Raw genomic sequence first — 21,116 nt, forward strand, 5'->3', positions numbered from 1 at the left:
TCTTCAATGATGCACGCCGCACCGCTGGTTGGCAAGCGCTTTCCGCCAACAAGTTTCTGCGCCATAATGTGATAACCGCTTAATTTGGTCCACGACACCCAGGAGATGCTGTGGCTGCAAGTACCCTCACCGAGGTGGCCCGGCTCGCCGGGGTATCCCCCGCTACCGCATCGCGCGTCCTCAACGGCTCGGCACGCAAGCCCGGCAAGGACATCGCGGACCGGGTCCGCCAGGCGGCCGATTCGCTCGGCTACATCCCCAACGCCCAGGCCCAGGGCCTGGCCAAATCCAGCTCCGGCCTTATCGGCCTCATCGTCCATGACATTGCCGACCCCTACTTCGCCGCCATCGCCCGCGGGGTGCAGGAGGCTGCCCGGGAGCAGCGCAAGATGGTCCTGCTGGCCACCACCGGCGGCGCACCCGCCGAGGAGAAGGAAGCCGTGGCCGCCTTTGCCGCCCGGCGCGCCGACTCCATCGTGATCGCCGGTTCGCGGTCGTCCCGGACCGAGGACCGGGAGGACAACGCGGAACTGGCGGCGGAGCTGGACAGGTACTGCCGCAACGGCGGGCGCGTGGCCGTCGTCGGGCATCCGGTGGTGGGCGCCTCGGCGCAGGACGGATACCACGTGGTGGCCGTACCCAACCAGGAACTTGCCGGCGCGCTGGCCACCGAACTGGCCGCGCACTGGGGCGGGGACTTTGTCATCATCGGCGGACCGGAGGGGCTGCTGACCTCTGACGACCGGATCCACGGCTTCCAGGAGGGCCTGGCGAAGGCAGGGCGGGCGCCGGCGGAAATCCTGCGCAGTTCCTTCAACCGGGCCGGCGGCTACGAGGCGGGCCTGAAGCTGGCAGCGCGGATCAAGGGCGGCAGCACCGGAACCGGGGAACCGGCCGGCCCGAAGATGTGCATCTTCGCCGTGAACGACGTCATGGCCATTGGAGCGGCAGCGGCACTGCGGGCGGAAGGACTGCGCATACCGCGGGACGCAGCCATTGCCGGTTTTGACGATATCGAGACCCTGCGGGATTTCCGTCCGGCACTCTCCACCGTGAGCCTGCCGCTGGAGGAGATCGGCCGGCTCGCCACCCGGGCCACGGCGCCCCTGGCGGGCGACGACGACAGCGCGCCGCAGCCCATCACCGGCGAGGTCACGCTGCGCCGCAGCACGGAGGCGGCATGAGCGTGGCGATCGACCTGAGACTAGTCCCGGCCGCGGCCGGAAGCGGGGGCGGCACCAGGCCTGCGTTCCTGGTGCTTCCGGGCGGCGGGTACGCCAGGCAGGCGGACCATGAGGCGGAGCCCGTGGCGGAGTGGCTGGCTTCGCTGGGCGTCCACGCCTTCGTGCTGCGCTACCGGGTGGCACCGGACCGGCATCCGGCACCCCTTGAAGACGCCAAGGAGGCCATGCTGTACATCCGCAGCGGTGTTCACGGCCTGGCCGTGGACCCGGAGCGGGTGGGCGTGCTCGGGTTTTCCGCCGGCGGACACCTGGCTGCAACCCTTTCCACGGGGGCTGCCACCGGCAGCCCACGGCTGGACGTCCCCGCGGCCGTCCCGGACTTGAGCGTCCTTTGCTACCCCGTCGTGTCCCTGACGCACGAAGTGCACCAGGGTTCGGTGGACAACCTCCTGGGCGGCGCGCCGCCGTCGGACCTCCTCGCAGCACTGTCCGCCGACCTGCACGTCAGCAGCGTGACGCCGCCGGCGTTCCTCTGGCACACCGCCGATGACGCGGCGGTGCCGGTCAGCCACAGCCTGCGCTATGCGGGCGCGTTGATGGCAGCCGGCGTCCCGGCGGAACTGCACGTCTTTCCGCAGGGCCGCCACGGGCTGGGCCTGGCGGGCGAAGAACCGGGGACGGCCCAGTGGCCCTCCCTCTGCGCGGACTGGCTGGCACGGGCAGGCTGGGCGGGGCCGGCCGCAGCGGCGCCACTGGCAGCAGCCGCCGCCAAAAACTAGGGGTTTACGCCCGCCGGCCTGCCGCCGTCAACCGGTGGCACGGATGGTCCACGACGCCGAGTGGGAACCGCCCGGCTGCAGGTGCACCACGTCCCGGCCCGAGTTGAAGGCGTCCGGCGGGCAGGTCATCGGCTCCACGGCAAGGCCCAGCCGGTCCGGACCCGCGGGCTTGTCCGCGGTGTGGACCTGGACCCACGGCCACTCGGGGCCCCAGGCCAGTTCCACTCCCGTTCCCGCCGGGTCCGTCACCCGTACACATGCCTGCCCATCCTTGTCCCGGGTGATGCCGGTGAAGGCATGGTCTATCTTCAGTGGCCCGACGCGGCGCGGCGTGCGGAAGTCGAACGCATGCCGTTCAACGCTCCGCATCCCCACGGGCAGCAACCGGTCCGGCGTCACCTCGAGGAACTCGCCGGCGGGAAGTTCGAGTGCCCAGTCGTCCAGCGGCGCAGGCCCTGCCACCAGGTAGGGGTGGGGGCACACACCGTAGGGCGCGGCGGCCTTGCCCGTATTAACGGCCTTCACGGTGCTGTGCAGGCCGGCCGCCGAGAGGGCATAGGTTGCCGTCAGGTCCAGTTGAGAAGGGAATGCCGGTCCTGGTTCCACGCGGAAACCCAGGGTCACTTCACTTCCGCCGGCGGCCAGGACTTTCCATACCTGGTCCGTGGCCAGGCCGTGGAGCGCCGACCCCCTCTCCGGCTCATTCACTGGCGCCTCGTAATCCTGTCCGGCGTAGGTGTACTTTCCATCCTCGAGGCGGTTGGGCCACGGTGCACAGATGACGCCGCGGTAGTCGGGAATGGGGCCGTCAGCGGCGAAGCCGACCACAAGGTCCCGCCCGAGGTGCCGTAAGCTGCGGAGCGCTCCCCCGCGTGCGGTGATCAGGGCCGTGTAGGGGCCCGAGGCGATGGTGAATTCAGTAGCGGCCAAAGTGAGCTCCGGAAAATAGGATGTTAGCGCTCACCAGCTTATCGCAACCCTTCGGGTGACCTGCACGTTAGAGTGGCGGACATGGGCACCGGGGAAAGGAAAAACGAGGCTGTCCTCCGCCTGATCCACAACGCCCTTCGGGAGCGGGCAGATCCCGTCCGGGCAGCCGGCATGCAGGCCTACATGAAGTCCAGCGAGCCGGCGCTGGGGGTGCGGGTGCCGGAGGTCCGCAAGGTGGTGGCGTCAGCTGTTGCGGCCGCACCCTTTACCGCACCCGGGCAACTCCGCGCCACCGTACTGGAGTTGTGGCGCACCGCGGGCGTCCGGGAGGAGCGGTACGCAGCCATCGACCTGACCGGAGGCCGGCTGGTGGCCGGGGACCTGCAGATGCTCCCGGTATATGAGGAGATCATCCGGAGCGGGGCGTGGTGGGATTTCACGGATGGGGTGTCCGGACGGCTCTGCGGGCTGCTGCAGGCACACCGGCCGGAGATGTCGGCAGTGCTCCGCAGCTGGAGCAGGGACCCCGATTTTTGGATCAGGCGGGCTTCCATCACTGCCCAGCTCAAGGCCAAGGACGCCACCGACGCCGCACTGCTCGCGGAGGTTATCGAAGCGAACCTGGCCGACCCCGAGTTCTTCATCCGCAAGGCGATCGGCTGGGCGCTGCGGGAGTACGCGAAGACGGCGCCGGCATGGGTGGCGGCCTTCGTTGCCGCACACGCGTCCCGGATGAGCCCGTTGTCCCGCAGGGAGGCCCTGCGGCGGATCGGGCAGGAAAGTCCGGCCTAGATCACGGGACGCTCGACGACGGGCCCGCCGGCTTTGCGGAACAGCCGCTTGGTTTGCGGATCCCAGAAGATCAGGTAAAGCCCGAACAGCAGCCCGGTCACCGCCGCGGCAACCCGGGCCAGGGCGAGCGCGAAACCGAGGTCCTCGGTCTGCAGGTAGGGGAAGACCTCCAGCTGGTCGGAGATGGCGTAGATCATGAAGAAGGACACCACAAAGTAGAGTGCCTTGACCTGCCAGTCATTGCGGATGCCGGTGACGGCAAACAGCGGGATGAGCCACACCACGTACCATGCCTGGATGATGGGGGCCAGCAGCACCACGGCAGCGAGCGCCAGCGTAAGGCGCCGCATGAGACGGTCATAGTCGCCCCGGAAAATCTGCCAGCAGACGACAGCCACAGCCAGCAGCTTTCCGGCATTGAAAACCCAGCCGGCCGGCACGGATCCGTCAAAGCCGAAGGAGTTGGCCAGCGAGGCCACCACCATTCCGATGAGCCCGACGGGCGCGTACCAGATGGAGATGCTGCCGGGGGCGGAGAGCCCGCTGATCCAGCCAAAACCGAAGCCGTTGACCAGGGCCATGAGGGTCAGCAGGGCCAGGCTCAGCCCGCCGGTCAGGGCCCAGAACACGAACTTCCGCGCCCAGCCCGCCTCCCGGCCGGCCCAGAGCAGGCCGATGAACGGGAGGAACACGATGGTGATGGGTTTGACCGCGATGGACAGGGTAACCAGCACGATGCCCCGGATGGCCCGCCGGGTGGCCGAGTAGTACAGCCCGGCCAGAGCCAGGCCGATCATCAGCGCATCATTGTGGACGCTGGCGATGAAGTTGGTCAGGAAGAGCGGGTTCGCGGCGGTCAGCCACAGGGCGCGGTGCGGGTTGATCCCGTGCAGTTCGGCAAGTTTGGGCACGTAGATGACGCAGAGGATGACGCCGGCCACCGCCACCAGCCGGAACAGCATCACGCTGGCTTCCGGCTGGACGTTCGTGGACCACACCACCAGCTGCTCAATCCACAGGAACAGCTGGCCGTAGGGAACGGGTGCTTCCGTCCACATCTTGTCCGCGCCCAGCTGGAAGTAGTTGGACAGCGCCGAGATGCCGTTCTCGTACGGGTTGAAGCCTTCCACCATGAGCCGGCCCTGGCCGATGTACGCATAGACGTCACGGCTGAACAGAGGCACGCAGAACATCATGGGCAGCCCCCACGCCACCACAGCCTTCAGGGTGGCGCTGCGCGCCTCGGCCCCCCAGACGTGGACGATCTGCCCCAGCCGCAGCCAGGCCCGCACCAGCAGCATGGCCCCCACGGCCAGCAGCACGATGGAGAGGGCCACTCCGGCTGCCTCGGCGCGCATCCAGATGAACAGGGGCATCCGGCGCAGCTCCGAGACGGGGGCGAGCCAGCCCACGCCCAGCGAGCCGACCAGCAGGAACATGGAACCGATGAAGCCGGCCAGGAGCGGGAAGCGGGGATTGTCCATTCCGGCGGTGCCCGCTCCGGCGGTGGCGGCGGCCGCCAACTCCCCCGCCGCGGGCAAAGGCGCCGTCATCTCAGGATCGTCCAATCTTTTTGCGTGTGCGCGGCTTGTGCCCGGCAGGCAGCACAGCCGTCCGGGGGCGCTTTTCGTCCGACAGCAGGGCGACCCGCCGCGTACCGAAATCCTAGCACCGGCCGGATGCCGGGAGGTGTAACGGTAGGCTGGTCCGGTGCCTATCTCTAACGAACGAATCGTCTGGATCGACTGCGAAATGACCGGTTTGGACATCAAGAACGACGCCCTGATCGAGGTGGCGGCCCTGGTCACCGATTCTGAACTGAACGTCCTTGGTGACGGCGTGGATGTGGTCATTAAGCCGGACGATGCCGCTCTTGCCCAGATGAACGATTTCGTCCGGGATATGCATACCAAGTCCGGCCTGCTGAAGGAGCTTCCGTTCGGAAAGACCATGGCCGAGGCAGAGGCGGCAGTGATGGAGTACATCGCGGAATGGGTGCCGGACCCGCGGAAGGCTCCGCTGGGCGGCAACTCGGTAGGGACTGACCGGGTGTTCCTTTCCCGGGACATGCCAGCCGTGGTGGAACACCTGCACTACCGGGTCATCGACGTCAGCACCATCAAGGAACTGTCCCGCCGCTGGTACGCGCGTGCCTACTTCCAGTCCCCCGCCAAAAAGGGCGGCCACCGGGCCCTGGGGGACATCAAGGATTCCATCGACGAACTCCGTTACTACCGCGAGGCCGTGTTCGTCCCCTCCCCGGGTCCGGACAGCGTGACGGCCCAGCAGATTGCCCGCCGCATCACGGCAGCGGAAACGGCCAGGCTCCCGGAAGCGTAATCTGCGCCACGTTTGCAGGAATTTTTCCCGAAAAGGCCAAAAGTGGACAAAGCACCCCTGAAGAGCAGGTAAGCTATTTGAGTTGCCTTTCCAGGGGGCCGGGAAGCCGGTCTTTCTGCGGGAAACATGGTGGGCGTAGCTCAGTTGGCAGAGCGCCTGGTTGTGGTCCAGGAGGTCGCGGGTTCAACCCCCGTCGCTCACCCTCACAGGACGGCAGGTAGCCGTCCAAGAAGGAGGCCGTACCGGATATCCGGTACGGCCTCCTTTGTTGTTGCAGCATCGCCCCAGGCCCCGGCCAGGGCCGCAAGCCGAAGGACCACTGACATGACCGTTCTGCCAATCACCATCTGGGGAGAACCCGTGCTGCACCGCCGGGCCTCCGAGGTTGAGGTGTTCGACGACGACCTGCGCGCCTTAATCGCCGACATGTTTGAAACCAACGATGCAGCCAACGGCGTAGGCCTCGCGGCCCCCCAGATCGGCGTCGGTAAGCGGATCTTTGTCTACAAGTACGCAAACGACGACGGCGCTCCACCCACCGGTGTCCTGGTCAACCCGGTCCTGACGCTGTCCAAAATCTCCGGCGCCGCTCCGGACCCGGACGAGGAAGAAGAGGGCTGCCTGTCCTTTCCCGGGGAGGTGTATCCGCTCAAGCGTGCCGAATGGGCCCGGGTTGAAGGCTTCGACGGATTCGGGGAGCCGGTGAAGTTCGAGGCCACCGGCTGGTTCGCCAGGGTCATCCAGCACGAATACGACCACCTGGACGGAAAGCTCTACGTCAACCGTCTCATGGACCGCTACTCCCGCAAGGCGATGAAACAGGCCAAGAAGAACGGCTGGGGCGTGCCCGGCCTGACCTGGATGCCGGGAGTGGATCCGGACCCGTTCGGACACTAGCCGGCCGCTGCCTCCAGGCACGCAGCGGCTGTCAGCGGGCCCGCACCGTCTGCTGGTCCGGACAGGAGCCGAGGACGCGCTTCATCGCGTCCTTCTCCGCGCCGGTTACCCAGAGGCCGTAGGCGGCCTTCACGGAAATCTGCCGTGCCACGTAATGGCACCTGATGGACTTGTTTGCAGGAAGCCAGGTGGCGGCGTCGCCAGCGCTTTTCTGCTGGTTGGCCGGCCCGTCCGCGGCGATGAGGTTCAAGGGGTCATTGGCGAGGCTCTGGCGCTGCCCGGGAGTCAACTGCTGGGCGCCCTTTTGCCAGGCGTCCGCCAGGGCAACAACGTGGTCCACCTGCACAGCCCTGCTGCTGTCCTGGCCGCGGCGGAAACCGACGTGCTGGCCGGTGTAGGGCTCATGGAAGCGGCCGGCCGAGACCCGGCACCTGGAACCTTCGGCGAAGACAACGTCCGCCAGGTCGCGGCGGAGGATGTCGTTGCGGGTATCGCAGCCGTTCCGGTCCACGTCGGACCAGGCCTGGCCGAAGGCTTCCCGGTCGTAGCCGCCCTTCGCTGCCCGGCCCTTGACCGGCAGCGTGTCCAAAGCGTCAAGCGCACGTCCGCCGGGGACCGGGTGGACGGCTGCCACCGGCTTCATCCACGCGGGATCGAAGACGGGGGCCTCGGAAGGACCTGCCGGCGCCGGTTCCGCGAGGGCGAACTGGCCCGCGCTAAAGAACCAGGCAAGGCCCCCAACGATGGAAACCGCGGCCAGTGCCAGAATGACCCACGCTTGGCGCGAGCGGCGGCGGGCCCGCCGGTAGGTGGACCAGCTCACGGTCACGGCTTTCCCTGCCGGCGGCTGACGTCCTGCACCCCACGAGCCTAGGGCAGCGAGAACTCCACCTCGCCGTTTTCCACAGTGTGGAGGGCAGGTGACGGATCGGGTGGAGCGGTTACTGCTCCCGCATCACCCGCCGCAGGTCCTCTTCGGCAATGGCCAGGAGGCCCTCGAGCTGGCGTACCCTGTCCTCGCCGACGTCGCCTGCCTGGTGTGCCGCACGTGCCCGCTCAAGGAGCCGGACGGCTTCCTTGTGGTTTGCCTTGGCGACGTCGAGTGCGTGTTCCAGGGTGGTGTCGTGCTGGAGCGTCGAATCTTTTTCCATGCCATTAGTGTGGTCCCGATTCCCGGCTGATTCCAGAGAACCAGCCGGGAATTAGCGTGACCCGCGAATGGCTAGACGGCGATGGCCGCCAGCGCCTTGGCGCTTTCCTTGGCGGGGTAGGACGGCGGGTTGACGCCGGCCATCTCTTCCATCACGCGGACCACCTGGCAGCTGTAGCCGAATTCGTTGTCGTACCAGACGTAGACCACGAGGTTCTTGTCGGTGGAGACGGTCGCCAGGCCGTCCACGATGCCGGCGCGGCGGGAACCGACGAAGTCGGTGGAGACCACCTCGGGGGAATCGATGTAGTCGATCTGCTTGCGCAGGTCCGAGTGCAGCGACATCTCGCGGAGGTAGTTGTTCACCTCGTCCTTGGTGGTCCCGTTCTCGAGTGTCAGGTTCAGGATGGCCAGGGAGACGTCCGGGGTGGGAACGCGGATGGAGCTGCCGGTGAGCTTGCCCAGCAGTTCCGGCAGTGCCTTGGCGACGGCCTTGGCAGCACCGGTCTCGGTGATCACCATGTTCAGCGCGGCGGAGCGGCCGCGCCGGTCGCCCTTGTGGAAGTTGTCGATGAGGTTCTGGTCGTTGGTGAAGGAGTGCACGGTTTCCACGTGGCCGTGGACCACGCCGAACTTGTCGTTGAGGGCCTTCAGGACCGGGGTGATGGCGTTGGTGGTGCAGGACGCCGCGGAGACGATGGTGTCCGTGTCCTCGATGGTTCCGTGGTTGATGCCGTGGACGATGTTCTTCAGCTCGCCCTTGCCCGGCGCGGTCAGCAGAACCCGTGCAACACCCTTGCTCTGCAGGTGCTGGGACAGGCCTTCGGCGTCGCGCCAGCGGCCGGTGTTGTCCACCACCAGGGCGTTGCTGATGCCGTAGGCGGTGTAGTCGATGGTTGCCGGATCGTTCGAGTAGATGACCTGGATCCGGACGCCGTTGGCCGTGATCGTGTTGGCTTCCTCGTCGATGCGGATGGTGCCTTCGAAGGAGCCGTGCACGGAGTCGCGGCGCAGCAGGCTGGCGCGCTTGGCCAGGTCGTTGTCGGAACCGCGGCGGACCACAATGGCGCGCAGGCGCAGGCCATGGCCGCCACCGGCCTTTTCGATCAGGAGGCGGGCCAGGAGCCGGCCGATCCGGCCAAAGCCGTACAGCACCACGTCAGTGCTGGTGCGCTCGTCAGCGCCGCGCTTGCCCACGATCTCGGCGAGCTCGGCACGGAGGAACTCCTCCAGGGTGGCGCCGTCGCCCTCTTCCTTGAACTTCTGGTTCAGGCGGGCAATGTCGATCGCAGCCGCGCCCAGCTCAAGCCCGGCCAGGGTGTTCAGCAGCGGGGCAGTCTCTTCAAGGAGCAATTCGTCCTTGCTCATCCGGCGCGCGAAGCGGTGCGCCTTGAGGATGTTCATGGTGGACTTGTTGATCAGGCTCCGGCCATGGATGCTGGTCACCACGTTGTTTTCGCGGTAAAGCCGGCCGATCACCGGAATCATGGCCTCGGCGAGGGCCTCCCGGCCCATCCATGTATCAAGACAAGAATCTGACGTCTGGCTCACAGAAATACCTTCCTCGGTTCAGCCGCATACGTCCTCGTACGCGGATGTCGGCCACCGGATGATGTCCAGGGGCACCCACGCCTGCAGGGTTCGGCCCCCAGGCGCATGGATCGTGTGCAAAGAAAAACCGCCGGCTGCGAACGCAACTCCCGGCGGAAGAACCCCTACGTCCGCTATCCATTCTAAATTGGCCCGCGCCCCGCAACAGGCTGCAGGCGCGTGAAATCACTCACACGGCCGGGCAAGCTAATTGTGCAGGGCCGAATAGAGGTTGAGGCTGGCGGAAAAGACCACCCAGGAGAAGTAGGGCAGCACCAGTAACCCGGCACCTGTGTTGACCGGTCCGAACCGCATGATCAGGAAGACCAGGGTCACTGCCAGGCCGGCGATGACGGCGAACGCGACCCACAGGGCAGCGGTCCCCAGGACGGGATACAGTCCGAAGAACGTCAGCGGCCACCCTGCATTAAGCACCAGCTGGACGATATAGCAGGCCAGCGTCCCCCTGGTCAGGGCACCTTTCCGCCAGACCAGCCAGGCGGCAACGGCGACGCCGATGTAGAGCGCGATCCACATGGACCGGAACATCCATCCCGGTGGCATCCAGGGCGCCTTGACTGACTCCGCGAACCAGCCGGGCGAATGCAGGATGATGGGAACCGAGGCCAGCGCCCACGCGGCCAGGGAAAGGGCCAGGAAGCCCAGCAGGGCAAGCGCCTGCCTGGCGCGGCCGGGAGTGGCACCCCGGGCCGGTTGGCTGTCCGGGTGGCGATCAGTATTTGCGGGCACGGTTCAGGATCACCAACAAAACTTCCAAGGTCAAACCGGTTGATGGACGGGACAGCCGATACGCCGGGTTCTGTTCCCCGCTTCCGTTGCCGGAAGTGGAGCGACGGCCATCCATCTACGAGTACCGTTGCCGGTACCCTCCAGCGGCCTACCCGGACACTCGGGCGGGCAGCCCTCAAACGTGTCCTGTCTGGCCTTGCTCCGGGTGGGGTTTACCTAGCCTTCCCGGTCACCCGGGAAGCTGGTGGTCTCTTACACCACCGTTTCACCCTTACCCGCGCTCCCCCGTCCACGGACAAAGGATGCGGGCGGTCTGTTCTCTGTGGCACTTGCCTGCGGGTTACCCCGAGTGGGCGTTACCCACCACCCTGCCCTGTGGAGCCCGGACGTTCCTCGAGCCACTTGCGTGGCGCGCGGCCGTCTGGCTGTCCCATCCTCAACCAGTCTACCGGCGCGGGGCGTCCTTTCCGCCGCCGGTAGGATCGGACGGTGCTTATTCTGCTTCCCCCCTCCGAAGGCAAGACGCCGGCAGTCCGCGGTGCCGCCGTCGACTGGCAGTCCCTGGGCTTCCCCGCCCTCAACCCCTACCGCGCCAAAGTCCTCGAGGCGCTGGGGACCGTCAGCGCGCACGAGGACGCCCTTGCGCTCCTGGGGGTGGGAGCATCGCTGAGCGACGACGTCCGCCGCAACACCCGGCTCCACGCGGAGCCGGCGGCACCGGCACACACGATCTATTCCGGCGTCCTGTACGACGCCCTCGGCTACCGGAGCCTCACCCCGGCCCAGCGCCGCAAGGCAGACGAATCGGTGCTGGTCATTTCGGCGCTGTGGGGAGCGTTGCGTTTCGGCGACAGCGTCCCTGCCTACCGGCTCTCAATGGGGACTGCACTGCCCGACGTCGGCCGGCTCGCCCCGTTCTGGAAGCCGCTCCTGGCGGACGCACTCGGCGGGGCGGTGGAGGGCCACCTGCTGGTGGACTGCAGGTCCAGCACCTACGCAGCCGCGTGGACCCCGCCCCCTGCCCGGACGGTCGCGGTCAATGTCTTCACGGAGACCGGCGGCGTGCGCAAGGTGGTCAGCCACTTCGCCAAGCACACCCGTGGTGAGCTCGCACGCCACCTGCTGGTCCGTCGCGGGAAGGCTCCTGCCAGCCCCGAACAGCTTCTGGGCGCGGCACGGGAGAAATGGGATGCGGAGCTGGTTGCGGGATCGGCGCGGAAGCCGCACGCCCTGAACATCATCCTGCAGGACTGAAAGCCCGGCAGGTCAGGCCCACTCCTCCGAACGCACCAGGATGGCGCCGGAGTCGGGGCAGAAGACGATGTCGTCCGCGGAGGCTGCCTTGATCTCGGCGAGGTCGCCGGGGCTGAGCTTCATGCCGGAAGCCTCCGACGTTCCGTGGAACAGCCGGGCAGCGCCGACGCCCCGCTTCGCGAGCGTCTTCTCGTAGACGGCAAGCAGTGGGGCGTCGAGTCCCTGCGCGAATTCATCCCGCCTGGCCCGGACCCCGGCGGCTTCCGCGTCGACCCCGGCGATGGCCTCATCCAGCTCGGCGCGGATACCGCCGAAAGAACCTTGGATATCGTCCACGATGACCTGCTGGGCTGCCTGGCGGGCCCTGAGGGCGTCCAGCCTTTCCAGGATTTCCAGCTCCACGTCCTCCAGGTCGGAGCGGCGCTTGTTCAGCGACGCAATGTCCTTTTGGAGGGCCACCAGGTCCTTGGACAGGCCGGTGCCGCTGTTGAGCCGTGCCTCGTCCCGTTCGATGCGGGTGGCCACCTGTTCCACGTCCGCCTCGGCACGCTTCAACTCGGATTCTGCGTCGTGGACGGCCACCTTGGCTGCGCCAAGTTCGCCGTTGGCAACCGAGAGGGCGGCTTCGAGGTCCTTGATCCGCGGATCGTTCTCCAGCGCCCGGCGGCGGGTGGCGAGCGACTTAAGCCTGGCGTCCAGCCCCTGCAGTTCGAGCAACTTCAACTGTTCCGCCGGTGCTGCCTTCGCCACTATTACCTCCGCTTGATCCCTTCCGGCCGGAGCCGGGCACCCTGCAGGCGCTTCCTTGACTCTAGCGCGTGGCCTGCTCCCCCGGCTTAGCCCGGAGTGAGTATGAAGTCCCACGGATCGCTGTTGGTGGTGCTGACCTGGATTTCGACGTCGTGCCCCTGGTCCGCGAGGACGTTGCCCAGGGCGGCTGCCGCAGCCGGCAGCCAGAGCCATTCGCTGGCGAAGTGCGAGACGTCCACGAGGTACGGCCGGCCGTTCAGCGCCGACTCCCGGGCTTCGGATGCGGGGTGGTGCCGGAGGTCGGCCGTGACGTAGACATCCGCGTTGCTGGCCCGGACCTCGTTGAGCAGCGAGTCGCCCGCGCCGCCGCAGACGGCGATGCGCCGCACCAGGCCGTCCTTGTCGCCGGACACCCGGACGCCGCCGGCCACGGACGGCAGGATCCCGAAGACGCGGGCGGCGAACTCACCCAGGGTCATGGCATCCGCCAGGTCGCCGACCCGGCCGATGCCCTCTTCCGGCAGCCCGTTGGCGGCAACGGTCAGGGGTGCCACGTCCCGGAGTCCCAGGGCGTCTGCCAGCACGTCAGAAACGCCTCCGACGGCGGAGTCACCGTTGGTGTGCACCGTCAGGAGTGCCGTACCCGACTCGATGAGCCGGTGGACTGCCCTTCCCTTCGCCGTGGTGGCGGCAACCGAGGTGACCCCCTTGAGGAGGAGCGGATGGTGGGTGATGAGGAGTTCGGCGCCCCACTCCACGGCTTCCTCGATGACCTCCAGCGTAGGGTCCACCGCGAACATCACCTTGGTGACGGGAGTGGACGGGTGGCCCGCAACGAGTCCCACCTCGTCCCAGTCCTCGGCCAGGGATTCGGGCCAGAGTTCCTCCACCGCCAGCAGCAGGTCGCCCAGGCTTGGAGCCTCCGCCGTACCGGCCGCCGCCGGGTCCGAGGGGGCGTCGCCGTCGTTGTGGTCTTCGGGGCCGGTAACGTCGGTGTCCACAGGTTCCATAGTCTTAGTTTTACCCCATCCGCCGTGGTCGGCCCCGTACCGTGACGGGTACCGCAGCCGGCAGGGGAATCATCCGGGCCCGCCAACCATTGAAGAGGTCATGAAAACTTTTGTTCTGGGCGGAGGCTGCTTTTGGTGCCTTGACGCTGTCTACCAGAAGACCATGGGCGTCACCTCGGTGGTGTCCGGCTACACCGGCGGGCACGACCCCCACCCCGACTATTACTCCGTCTGCAGCGGAACCACTGGCCATGCCGAGGTTGTGGCCGTGACCTTCGACGAGGACATCATCCCGGCCGAGGTCATCCTTGACATGTTCTTCGCCCTCCATGACCCCACCACCCTGAACCGCCAGGGGTACGACGTCGGCACGCAGTACCGTTCGTCGATGTTCTACGAAACCACGGAAGAGAAGATCCTGTTCGAGGAGGCGATCGAACGGAACCAGGAGCTGTGGCGGGATCCGATCGTCACCGAAGTCAGCCGGCTTCCGCGCTTTTATGTGGCAGAGGAGTTCCACCAGAACTATTACGCCAAGCATCCGGAGCAGGGGTACTGCCAGGTGATCATCAACCCCAAGCTGGCCAAGGCCAGGAAATATTACTCTGCATGGCTTAACGCTTAGCCACGGTTACGCCGCCTCGTTAGGCTGACCTCAGTATCCACCCTTCAGAGATAGGCGTATGTACATGGCACGGATCTATGACGATGTAACGCAGCTGGTCGGCGGCACTCCGCTGGTCAGGCTCAACCGGCTCAGCGAGGGGCTGGAAGCCACCGTCGCCGTGAAGCTGGAGTTCTACAACCCTGCCAACAGCGTCAAGGACCGTATCGGCGTGGCCATCGTCGACGCCGCCGAGAAGTCCGGTGCCCTGAAGCCCGGCGGAACCATCGTGGAAGGCACCTCCGGCAACACGGGCATCGCCCTGGCCATGGTGGGTGCTGCACGCGGCTACAAGGTCATCCTCACCATGCCCGAGACCATGTCCACCGAGCGCCGGGTCATGCTGCGCGCCTTCGGTGCCGAGATCGTCCTGACCCCCGGCTCCGAAGGCATGCGCGGTGCCGTGGAGAAGGCCCAGGAAATCGTTGCCAACACGGAGAACGCCATCTGGGCGCGCCAGTTCGCGAACGAGGCCAACCCGGAGATCCACCGCACCACCACGGCCGAAGAGGTCTGGGCCGACACCGACGGCGAGGTGGACATCTTCGTTGCCGGCGTCGGCACCGGCGGAACGGTCACCGGCGTCGGACAGGTCCTGAAGGAGCGCAAGCCCGGCGTCCAGATCGTGGCCATCGAACCCAAGGACTCGGCCATCCTCAACGGCGGCGCCCCCGGCCCGCACAAGATCCAGGGCATCGGCGCCAACTTTGTCCCCGAAATCCTCGACACCAACGTCTACGACGAGGTCCTCGACGCCACGCTGGAGGATTCCGTGCGCGTTGCCCGCGACCTCGGCGTCAAGGAAGGCATCCTGGGCGGCATCTCCTCGGGCGCCATTGTCTGGGGCGCGCTGGAGCTGGCCAAGCGGCCCGAGAACAAGGGCAAGCTGATCGTCGCCGTCGTGTGCGACTTCGGCGAGCGTTACATCTCCACCGTGCTCTATGACGACATCCGGGGCTGATCAGGCCGCTTTCCGCCCGTTTCCTGTAGAAAGAACTTTGTGGGCTTTTTCGCAAGACTGAAGGAAGACCTCGACGCCGCCCGGTCCCATGACCCGGCGGCTCGAGGTTCTTTTGAGAACTTTTTCGCTTACTCCGGCCTGCATGCCATCTGGATCCACCGGCTGACGCACCGGCTGTGGCAGAATCCTGCCCTCCGGTTCCCGGCCCGGCTGATCTCCCAGCTGGGCAGGTTCGCGACCGGCATCGAGATCCATCCGGGCGCCACCATCGGCCGCCGGTTCTTCATCGACCACGGCATGGGCGTGGTCATTGGTGAGACTGCCGAAATTGGCGAGGACGTCATGATGTACCACGGTGTGACCCTCGGCGGCCGCTCCCTGGCGCGCATCAAGCGGCACCCCACCATTGGCGACCGCGTCACCATTGGCGCCGGGGCCAAGATCCTGGGACCGATCACCATTGGACGGGACAGCGCCGTGGGCGCGAACGCCGTCGTCGTTAAGGACGCGCCGCCGGAGTCAATCGTCACCGGTGTTCCTGCCAAGTGGCGGCACCGCGACGCGCAGCGGGAGACCAAGCCCGCGGTGGACCCGGCCGAGTACGACATCGAATACCGGATCTGACCTGCCGCCATTTTGCTGGCATCCCGTAAGGCAAACAGTAACGGCCGGCAGTTCCTGGAGATCTCCAGGAACTGCCGGCCGTTTGCCGTTGGACTGGCTAGTGGGTGTCCACCGCTTCGATTTCGGACTTGTCCTCGCCCCACAGGGTGTGGAACGTGCCTTCGGCGTCGATCCGGCCGTAGGTGTGCGCACCGAACAGGTCGCGCTGTCCCTGGATCAGGGCGGCAGCAACACGCTTGCGGCGCAGGCCGTCGTAGTAGGCCAGCGAGGAGGAGAATACGGGGACAGGAATTCCGAGCTGGACTGCGGTGGCCACCACGCGCCGCCATGCCGGCAGGGCATCGGCGATGGCCTTCGTGAAGGCCGGGGCGAACAGCAGGTTGGCCGGCTTCTCGTCCGCGGCGTAGGCCTTGGTGATGTCCTTGAGCAGTTCCGCACGGATGATGCAGCCCGCACGCCACAGGGAAGCAATCTCGTCCAGCTTCAGGTCCCAGCCGTATTCCTTGGCTGCCGAGGTCAGCATGTCCAGTCCCTGCGCGTAGGAGACCAGCTTTGAGGCGTAGAGCGCCTGGCGGACGTCCTCGACGAAGGTGTCCGGGATCTCGACGGCGGCTTCCCCGCCTTCCAGCAGTTCCTGGCCCAGCTTGCGCTGGCCGGCCTGCGAGGAGAGTGCACGGGCGAAGACGGACTCGGCGATGCCCGACACCGGGGAACCGAGCTCCAGGGCGGAGATGACGGTCCAGCGGCCGGTGCCCTTCTGTCCAGCCGCGTCCACCACGACGTCGACGAACGGTTTGCCGGTCTTCGCGTCAACGTGGCCCAGGACTTCGGCGGAGATTTCGATCAGGAAGGAGGAGAGCTCGCCCTTGTTCCATTCCGAGAAAATTTTGGCCTGCTCGGCGGGTTCGATTCCGGCCCCGGAGCGCAGCAGGTCAAACGCCTCGCCGATGACCTGCATGTCCGCGTATTCGATGCCGTTGTGGACCATTTTGACGAAGTGGCCGGCGCCATCGGTGCCCACCCAGGCGCAGCAGGGCTCGCCGTCAACCTTGGCGGAAATCTTTTCCAGCAGCGGGCCGAGGGCCTTGTAGGACTCCTTGGAGCCGCCCGGCATGATGGACGGGCCGTTCAGCGCGCCCTCCTCGCCGCCGGAGACACCCACGCCCACGAAATGCAGGTCCTTCTTGGCCAGCGCGGCTTCGCGCCGGCGGGTGTCCTCATAGTGGGAGTTGCCGGCGTCGATGATGATGTCGCCCGGTTCGAGCAGCGGCTCAAGCTGTTCGATGACCGAGTCCACCGGCTTGCCGGCCTTGACCATGATCAGCACGCGCCGGGGCTTCTCCAGTGAGTCGACCAGTTCCTGCAGGGTTTCGGTGCGGATGAAGTCGCCTTCGGATCCGTACCGCTCCAGCAGTGCGTCGGTCTTCTCCACGGACCTGTTGTGCAGGGCGACGGTGAAGCCGTTCCGCGCGAGGTTGCGGGCCAGGTTGGCACCCATCACCGCAAGGCCGGTGACACCGATGTGTGCAGACATCAAAACTCCAATTCATTGCTTCAGGACGAATGGCGGCAGCCTCGTCGAAGCCGCCCGCCATGACCAGGGTCGGAATAAAGCATATATATTCCGGAGGTATGAGGAAAGGGGCAACCGGATACTGGAATGCTTTGTGTCGCCGCCGGCCGCCTCCAGCCTGGCCGCCGGGCCCGTTCCCACTAGGCTTAACGGCATGACCAGCAGCCTGCACCACCGTGCCATCGAAAATCTTGGCACCCGCATCATCGCAGGCGAGCTGCCTGCTGGCCATGTCATGCTCGCAGAGCAGCTTGAAGACGAACTCAAGGTTTCCCGGTCCGTCATCCGTGAAGCAGTCCGCGTCCTGCAGTCACTGGGGCTGGTGGAGACCACGAAGCGGGTGGGCATCCGGGTCCTGCCGCCCAGCCGCTGGAATCCCTTTGATCCGCAGGTCATCCGGTGGCGGCTTGCCAGCGACGCCCGCGGCGCGCAGCTTCGCTCCCTCGCCGAGCTGCGGGCGGCCGTTGAACCTGCCGCGGCCGAGCTGGCCGCCCAGAACGCGCCGGCCCCGCTGAGGCTCGAGCTGGTGGACGTGGCCTATGCCATGCGCGACGCCGGCCTCAACGGTGAGGTGCCGCGCTTCCTGGACCTGGATATCCAGTTCCATTCCCTCCTGCTTTCCGGCTCCGGCAATGAGATGTTCGCCAACCTCATGGGCCAGGTGGCGGAGACGCTGACCGGCCGAACGGTGCACGGCCTCATGCCCGACCACCCCAACGAGGCTGCCCTGCAGTGGCACGTGGACGTGGCGGAAGCGATCGCCAGGGGCGACGCCGCGGCGGCGAGGGAAGGTTCCGACCGGATCCTTCGCCGGACCATGGCCCGGATGGCCGATACCTGGACCGAGCAGCCGCGCGTCTTCATCCCGGTCCGCCGCTGACGGCCGTGACCCAAGACTCCGGCCCCGGGTAATGCTGCAGACACATTCAACGGTAACTTTTTGTTTCCTGCAGTTCACGGTATATTCAACTCAGGCCCTCCACCGCGGCATCCCCCAATAGTCGCGGTGGAGGGTTTTCCAATGCCCGCACGCAGGCCCTTCCCTTGGGACTGGTGCTACGCCGCGCCGGCCAGGGACTCCCGCAGGCGCCAGCCGCCCCCGAGTCCGTCACGTTCCAGCACCATGGTGGTCAGGGCGGAGTTCCGGTTGCTTCCCAGCCGCACCTGGACCTGCAGGATCTCCACGTCCACGCGGCTTCTGCCCTTTGGCATCCTCCGGTGGGTCTCCCACCAGTTAATCCGTTCGAACCATCTCACCGGCTCGGCACCCACGGACCATTCCCGTCCCCGGCAGACCACCGCCGTCGGCATTCCATCTCCGCCCCTGCGGACTATCACGTGTTCCATGACTGCAAAGCTATGGCGGGGGTCTGACATTCGGCTGTGCCGCCAACGAAAAAACCCCGCAGTTCCGTGAGCCTGGAAGGCAGGAAATGCGGGGTTTTTGTGGTGGGTCCTACCGGGATCGAACCGATGACATCCACGGTGTAAACGTGGCGCTCTACCAGCTGAGCTAAAGACCCAAGGCGCTGAATCCGGCGTTTCCGCCGCAACCAACGAACATAGACTCTACCTGACGCGGAGCCCCAAACGCGAATCGGCGCAGGGGCTGCTGCACGGACCAGCATGTCAGAGCGGCGGCAGGTTCCCGGCAAGCCAGGTAAGCGACTCCGAAACGCCCGCTTCCAGCTTGATGGTGGCTTTGTCATCCCCGCGGGTTTCGCCCCGGTTGATGATCACCACAGGTTTGCCGTCCTTGGCGGCGTGCCGCACAAACCGCAAACCGCTCATCACGGTCAGCGAGGAACCGGCCACCACCACGGCGGCAGCCGCGTCCACCATCGCGTAGGCCTTCTCCACCCGGTCTTTGGGAACGTTCTCGCCAAAATAGACAAAGTCCGGCTTCAGGGTTCCGCCGCATGCCGGGCAGGCAGCGACGACGAAACTGCTGATCAGCGCCCGGTCCTCCACGGTGGCATCTGCGTCGGGCGCCATCTCCACGAGACCGGTGGCCGCAGCCCGTTCAAGGAAATCCGGATTGAGTTCGGCCAGCATGCCGGCCAGGAGCTTCCGGGAATAGGTGCGGGTGCAGTCGAGGCAGACCACCTGGTCGAACCTGCCGTGGAGGTCGATGACGTTCGAACTGCCGGCATCCTCATGGAGGCGGTCCACGTTCTGCGTAATCAGGCCCGTGAGGTAGCCCCGCCGTTCGAGGTGGGCGGCCGCAAAGTGCCCTGGATTCGGATCCGCGTGCCGAAGGTGTGACCAGCCGATATGGTTCCGTGCCCAGTACCGTTGCCGGTTCGCTGCTTCGCGGACAAACTCCTGGTAGGTCATTGGGGTACGGGGCGGCGAGCCCGGGCCCCGGTAGTCGGGGATGCCTGAATCAGTGCTGAGCCCGGCGCCCGTCAGCAGCGCGAAGCGCATTCCGCCCAGGAGGTCCCGGATCCTGCGGAGCACCTCAAGGTCCTGGCTGGAGGGGGCGGCGGCGGGTGCCGGCGGCATGCTGGCAAAGCCCGTCAGGCCTACCCCGTGCCGCTGCCCTTCCATGCCCGCTCAGGCCTCCGCCAGCCCGGCAAGTGCCGCGCGGTACTCCTCGAAGTCCCTGGCCTGGCCCCTCGGGTTCACCACCGTGTACCGGATTGTTCCCGCCGCATCGATGATGAACGTGCCGCGCCTGGCCATCCCGGTCTCTTCGTCGAAAACACCGTAGGAGGAAGCGACGCCGCCATGGGGCCAGAAGTCTGCCAGCAGGTCGAATCCGTACCCTTCCTGCTCAGCGTAGGCGCGGAGGCTGAACTTGCTGTCGACCGAGATGGCAAGGACCGTGGCGTCCGCGTTCTCGAACACAGCCAGGTTGTCCCGGATTTCGCACAGTTCACCGGTGCAGATTCCCGAGAACGCGAAGGGGTAGAAAACCAGGACCACGTTCTGGCCGCGGAACGACGAAAGCCGGACCGGCTCGCCGTATTGGTTGGAAAGCTCGAAGTCGGGGGCCGTCACGCCGACCGCAGGGACAGCAGCAGAGGCAGCGGCAAGCGCTGCCGTCACTTGTTCTTCCTGCTCACCAGGCGGCTGGCGCTCCAGTCCTTGGACACACCTGCGGACGTGGTGACGTGCAGGCCGGCGGTGGGCGCGGCCTCCTGGATGTCCGCCGGCGAGACGTAGCCGTCGCGGCCGGACTTGGGGGTCAGCAGCCAGACGACGCCGTTCTCCCCCAGCGTCGTCAGCGAATCCATGAGGCTGTCCACCAGGTCGCCGTCGCCGTCGCGCCACCAGAAGATGACGGCGTCCGCAACTTCGTGGTCGTCCTCGTCCAGCAACTCCGAACCGGTGAGGTCCTCTATATCGTCACGCAAGTCGAAATCGACATCGTCGTCGTAACCGAACTCCTGAATCAGATCCCCATTCTTGAAACCCAATTTTTCCGCCACATTTACCGAAGTGGCGGCGTCGGCCTCGCTCACGTGTTCCTCCAATGCCTTAGATATGCAGTGCACATAGTGATTTCCATTACTCCCCAAGCCAACACCCTTTGTGCCTGCGCTTCAAGCTGCCGCCCCCGCCGTGCAGCATATTCTGCGTCACATCGGGTGCGGCCGGCCCGCTGTGCAGCGGCTTTTCGTCACAGAACCAGTATGACGGCGAAATACAACTGGAGTGCCCGGGCTGCGGCTACGCATCGCCTTGCGGTGAGGGCTAGAGTGGCTGATGACAACTATGCCTGCGGGACAACAACCTTGTAACTCCGTGCAGACATAGGAGCTCTAGGACCCTGCCCGGCACACATGACCGGGCTGTTGTAACCGATACGTCGCACACGGCGTATATACGCCGGGCAGTCACCCTGCCTGGCCTGAGTGCGCCG

General features: G+C 66.3%; 23 protein-coding genes, 2 tRNA genes and 1 other RNA gene. 11 read left to right on the forward strand and 15 right to left on the reverse strand.

What is annotated here, in order from left to right; all coding sequences use genetic code 11:
• The first annotated feature begins 110 nt into the window (after positions 1-110).
• Positions 111-1,184 (forward strand): LacI family DNA-binding transcriptional regulator, encoded by a 1,074-nt coding sequence (locus ACJJV6_RS19015; protein ID WP_407709570.1) that lies wholly within the window; start codon positions 111-113, stop codon positions 1,182-1,184.
• On the forward strand, positions 1,181-1,963 hold the full coding sequence (locus tag ACJJV6_RS19020) for an alpha/beta hydrolase (protein WP_407709571.1): 783 nt from the start codon (positions 1,181-1,183) through the stop codon (positions 1,961-1,963). Before ACJJV6_RS19015 ends, ACJJV6_RS19020 begins: the two co-directional genes overlap by 4 nt.
• Before the next feature lie 27 nt (positions 1,964-1,990).
• On the opposite strand, the gene ACJJV6_RS19025 is transcribed toward ACJJV6_RS19020, so the two are convergent.
• On the reverse strand, positions 1,991-2,893 hold the full coding sequence (locus tag ACJJV6_RS19025; protein ID WP_407709572.1) for an aldose 1-epimerase family protein: 903 nt from the start codon (positions 2,891-2,893) through the stop codon (positions 1,991-1,993).
• 81 nt (positions 2,894-2,974) lie between these two features.
• Between ACJJV6_RS19025 and ACJJV6_RS19030 the strand changes: the two genes are divergently transcribed.
• A complete protein-coding gene (locus ACJJV6_RS19030) occupies positions 2,975-3,685 on the forward strand; it encodes a DNA alkylation repair protein (protein ID WP_407709573.1) in 711 nt (236 codons plus the stop codon).
• Here ACJJV6_RS19030 and mptB read toward each other — a convergent pair.
• On the reverse strand, positions 3,682-5,238 hold the full coding sequence (gene mptB / locus ACJJV6_RS19035) for a polyprenol phosphomannose-dependent alpha 1,6 mannosyltransferase MptB (RefSeq protein ID WP_407709574.1): 1,557 nt from the start codon (positions 5,236-5,238) through the stop codon (positions 3,682-3,684). The two genes, ACJJV6_RS19030 and mptB, sit on opposite strands and share 4 nt — an antisense overlap.
• 157 nt (positions 5,239-5,395) lie before the next feature.
• Here mptB and orn point away from each other — a divergent pair, with 157 nt between their 5' ends.
• From orn to def, 3 genes are all read left to right on the forward strand, one after another.
• Positions 5,396-6,025: an oligoribonuclease gene (gene orn, locus ACJJV6_RS19040; protein WP_407709575.1), complete on the forward strand. Its 630-nt coding sequence runs from the start codon at positions 5,396-5,398 to the stop codon at positions 6,023-6,025.
• Between the two features lie 129 nt (positions 6,026-6,154).
• Positions 6,155-6,227 (forward strand) — tRNA-His (locus ACJJV6_RS19045).
• A 122-nt stretch (positions 6,228-6,349) separates the two neighbouring features.
• Positions 6,350-6,922 (forward strand): peptide deformylase, encoded by a 573-nt coding sequence (gene def, locus ACJJV6_RS19050; protein ID WP_407709576.1) that lies wholly within the window; start codon positions 6,350-6,352, stop codon positions 6,920-6,922.
• 31 nt (positions 6,923-6,953) lie between these two features.
• On the opposite strand, the gene ACJJV6_RS19055 is transcribed toward def, so the two are convergent.
• The 5 genes from ACJJV6_RS19055 to rnpB all read right to left on the reverse strand — a co-directional run bounded on the left by ACJJV6_RS19055 (position 6,954) and on the right by rnpB (position 10,845).
• On the reverse strand, positions 6,954-7,751 hold the full coding sequence (locus tag ACJJV6_RS19055) for an HNH endonuclease family protein (protein WP_407709577.1): 798 nt from the start codon (positions 7,749-7,751) through the stop codon (positions 6,954-6,956).
• A 112-nt stretch (positions 7,752-7,863) separates the two neighbouring features.
• A complete protein-coding gene (locus tag ACJJV6_RS19060; protein WP_009372903.1) occupies positions 7,864-8,073 on the reverse strand; it encodes a hypothetical protein in 210 nt (69 codons plus the stop codon).
• A 71-nt stretch (positions 8,074-8,144) separates the two neighbouring features.
• Complete coding sequence (locus tag ACJJV6_RS19065) at positions 8,145-9,623, reverse strand: glyceraldehyde-3-phosphate dehydrogenase (protein WP_083874976.1); 1,479 nt, start codon at positions 9,621-9,623, stop codon at positions 8,145-8,147.
• A gap of 246 nt (positions 9,624-9,869) precedes the next feature.
• On the reverse strand, positions 9,870-10,412 hold the full coding sequence (locus ACJJV6_RS19070; protein ID WP_407709578.1) for a TspO/MBR family protein: 543 nt from the start codon (positions 10,410-10,412) through the stop codon (positions 9,870-9,872).
• 43 nt (positions 10,413-10,455) lie between these two features.
• An RNA gene (gene rnpB, locus ACJJV6_RS19075) (RNase P RNA component class A) lies at positions 10,456-10,845 on the reverse strand.
• Positions 10,846-10,901: 56 nt separating this feature from the next.
• On the opposite strand from rnpB, the gene ACJJV6_RS19080 reads away from it, so the two are divergent.
• Positions 10,902-11,666 carry a YaaA family protein gene (locus tag ACJJV6_RS19080; RefSeq protein ID WP_009372906.1) on the forward strand — a complete coding sequence of 255 codons (765 nt, stop codon included), beginning with the start codon at positions 10,902-10,904 and terminating at the stop codon, positions 11,664-11,666.
• A 12-nt stretch (positions 11,667-11,678) separates the two neighbouring features.
• Here the strand turns inward: ACJJV6_RS19080 and ACJJV6_RS19085 are convergent, their stop codons facing one another.
• Positions 11,679-12,416, reverse strand: coding sequence for a zinc ribbon domain-containing protein (locus ACJJV6_RS19085; RefSeq protein ID WP_407709579.1), 738 nt, complete (start codon positions 12,414-12,416; stop codon positions 11,679-11,681).
• Between the two features lie 86 nt (positions 12,417-12,502).
• Positions 12,503-13,426 (reverse strand): Nif3-like dinuclear metal center hexameric protein, encoded by a 924-nt coding sequence (locus ACJJV6_RS19090; protein WP_407709580.1) that lies wholly within the window; start codon positions 13,424-13,426, stop codon positions 12,503-12,505.
• Between the two features lie 100 nt (positions 13,427-13,526).
• Here ACJJV6_RS19090 and msrA point away from each other — a divergent pair, with 100 nt between their 5' ends.
• From msrA to epsC, 3 genes are all read left to right on the forward strand, one after another.
• On the forward strand, positions 13,527-14,051 hold the full coding sequence (gene msrA / locus ACJJV6_RS19095) for a peptide-methionine (S)-S-oxide reductase MsrA (protein WP_133351754.1): 525 nt from the start codon (positions 13,527-13,529) through the stop codon (positions 14,049-14,051).
• Between the two features lie 64 nt (positions 14,052-14,115).
• Positions 14,116-15,051, forward strand: a complete 936-nt coding sequence (gene cysK / locus ACJJV6_RS19100) for a cysteine synthase A (RefSeq protein ID WP_407709581.1) — start codon at positions 14,116-14,118, stop codon at positions 15,049-15,051.
• Positions 15,052-15,090: 39 nt separating this feature from the next.
• Positions 15,091-15,675: a serine O-acetyltransferase EpsC gene (gene epsC, locus ACJJV6_RS19105; RefSeq protein ID WP_009372911.1), complete on the forward strand. Its 585-nt coding sequence runs from the start codon at positions 15,091-15,093 to the stop codon at positions 15,673-15,675.
• 97 nt (positions 15,676-15,772) lie between these two features.
• Here epsC and gndA read toward each other — a convergent pair whose 3' ends face one another.
• Positions 15,773-17,209 (reverse strand): NADP-dependent phosphogluconate dehydrogenase, encoded by a 1,437-nt coding sequence (gndA, locus tag ACJJV6_RS19110; RefSeq protein WP_354176108.1) that lies wholly within the window; start codon positions 17,207-17,209, stop codon positions 15,773-15,775.
• A 193-nt stretch (positions 17,210-17,402) separates the two neighbouring features.
• Between gndA and ACJJV6_RS19115 the strand changes: the two genes are divergently transcribed.
• Positions 17,403-18,128 carry a FadR/GntR family transcriptional regulator gene (locus ACJJV6_RS19115; RefSeq protein ID WP_009372912.1) on the forward strand — a complete coding sequence of 242 codons (726 nt, stop codon included), beginning with the start codon at positions 17,403-17,405 and terminating at the stop codon, positions 18,126-18,128.
• A gap of 176 nt (positions 18,129-18,304) precedes the next feature.
• Here ACJJV6_RS19115 and ACJJV6_RS19120 read toward each other — a convergent pair whose 3' ends face one another.
• The 5 genes from ACJJV6_RS19120 to ACJJV6_RS19140 form a co-directional block, all read right to left on the reverse strand.
• Positions 18,305-18,595: a hypothetical protein gene (locus ACJJV6_RS19120; RefSeq protein WP_035751654.1), complete on the reverse strand. Its 291-nt coding sequence runs from the start codon at positions 18,593-18,595 to the stop codon at positions 18,305-18,307.
• 100 nt (positions 18,596-18,695) lie between these two features.
• Positions 18,696-18,771: transfer RNA gene (locus tag ACJJV6_RS19125), tRNA-Val, on the reverse strand.
• A 106-nt stretch (positions 18,772-18,877) separates the two neighbouring features.
• The gene (locus ACJJV6_RS19130) at positions 18,878-19,798 is read right to left on the reverse strand and encodes an NAD-dependent protein deacetylase (RefSeq protein ID WP_009372914.1); all 921 of its coding nucleotides are present in this window, start codon (positions 19,796-19,798) and stop codon (positions 18,878-18,880) included.
• 6 nt (positions 19,799-19,804) lie between these two features.
• Positions 19,805-20,299 carry a peroxiredoxin gene (locus ACJJV6_RS19135; RefSeq protein ID WP_009372915.1) on the reverse strand — a complete coding sequence of 165 codons (495 nt, stop codon included), beginning with the start codon at positions 20,297-20,299 and terminating at the stop codon, positions 19,805-19,807.
• On the reverse strand, positions 20,296-20,715 hold the full coding sequence (locus tag ACJJV6_RS19140) for a DUF3052 domain-containing protein (protein WP_009372916.1): 420 nt from the start codon (positions 20,713-20,715) through the stop codon (positions 20,296-20,298). Before ACJJV6_RS19140 ends, ACJJV6_RS19135 begins: the two co-directional genes overlap by 4 nt.
• Positions 20,716-21,116 lie beyond the last annotated feature (401 nt).

The organism is Arthrobacter nitrophenolicus (assembly GCF_045833485.1).
In the GTDB taxonomy this organism is placed as follows: domain Bacteria; phylum Actinomycetota; class Actinomycetes; order Actinomycetales; family Micrococcaceae; genus Arthrobacter; species Arthrobacter nitrophenolicus.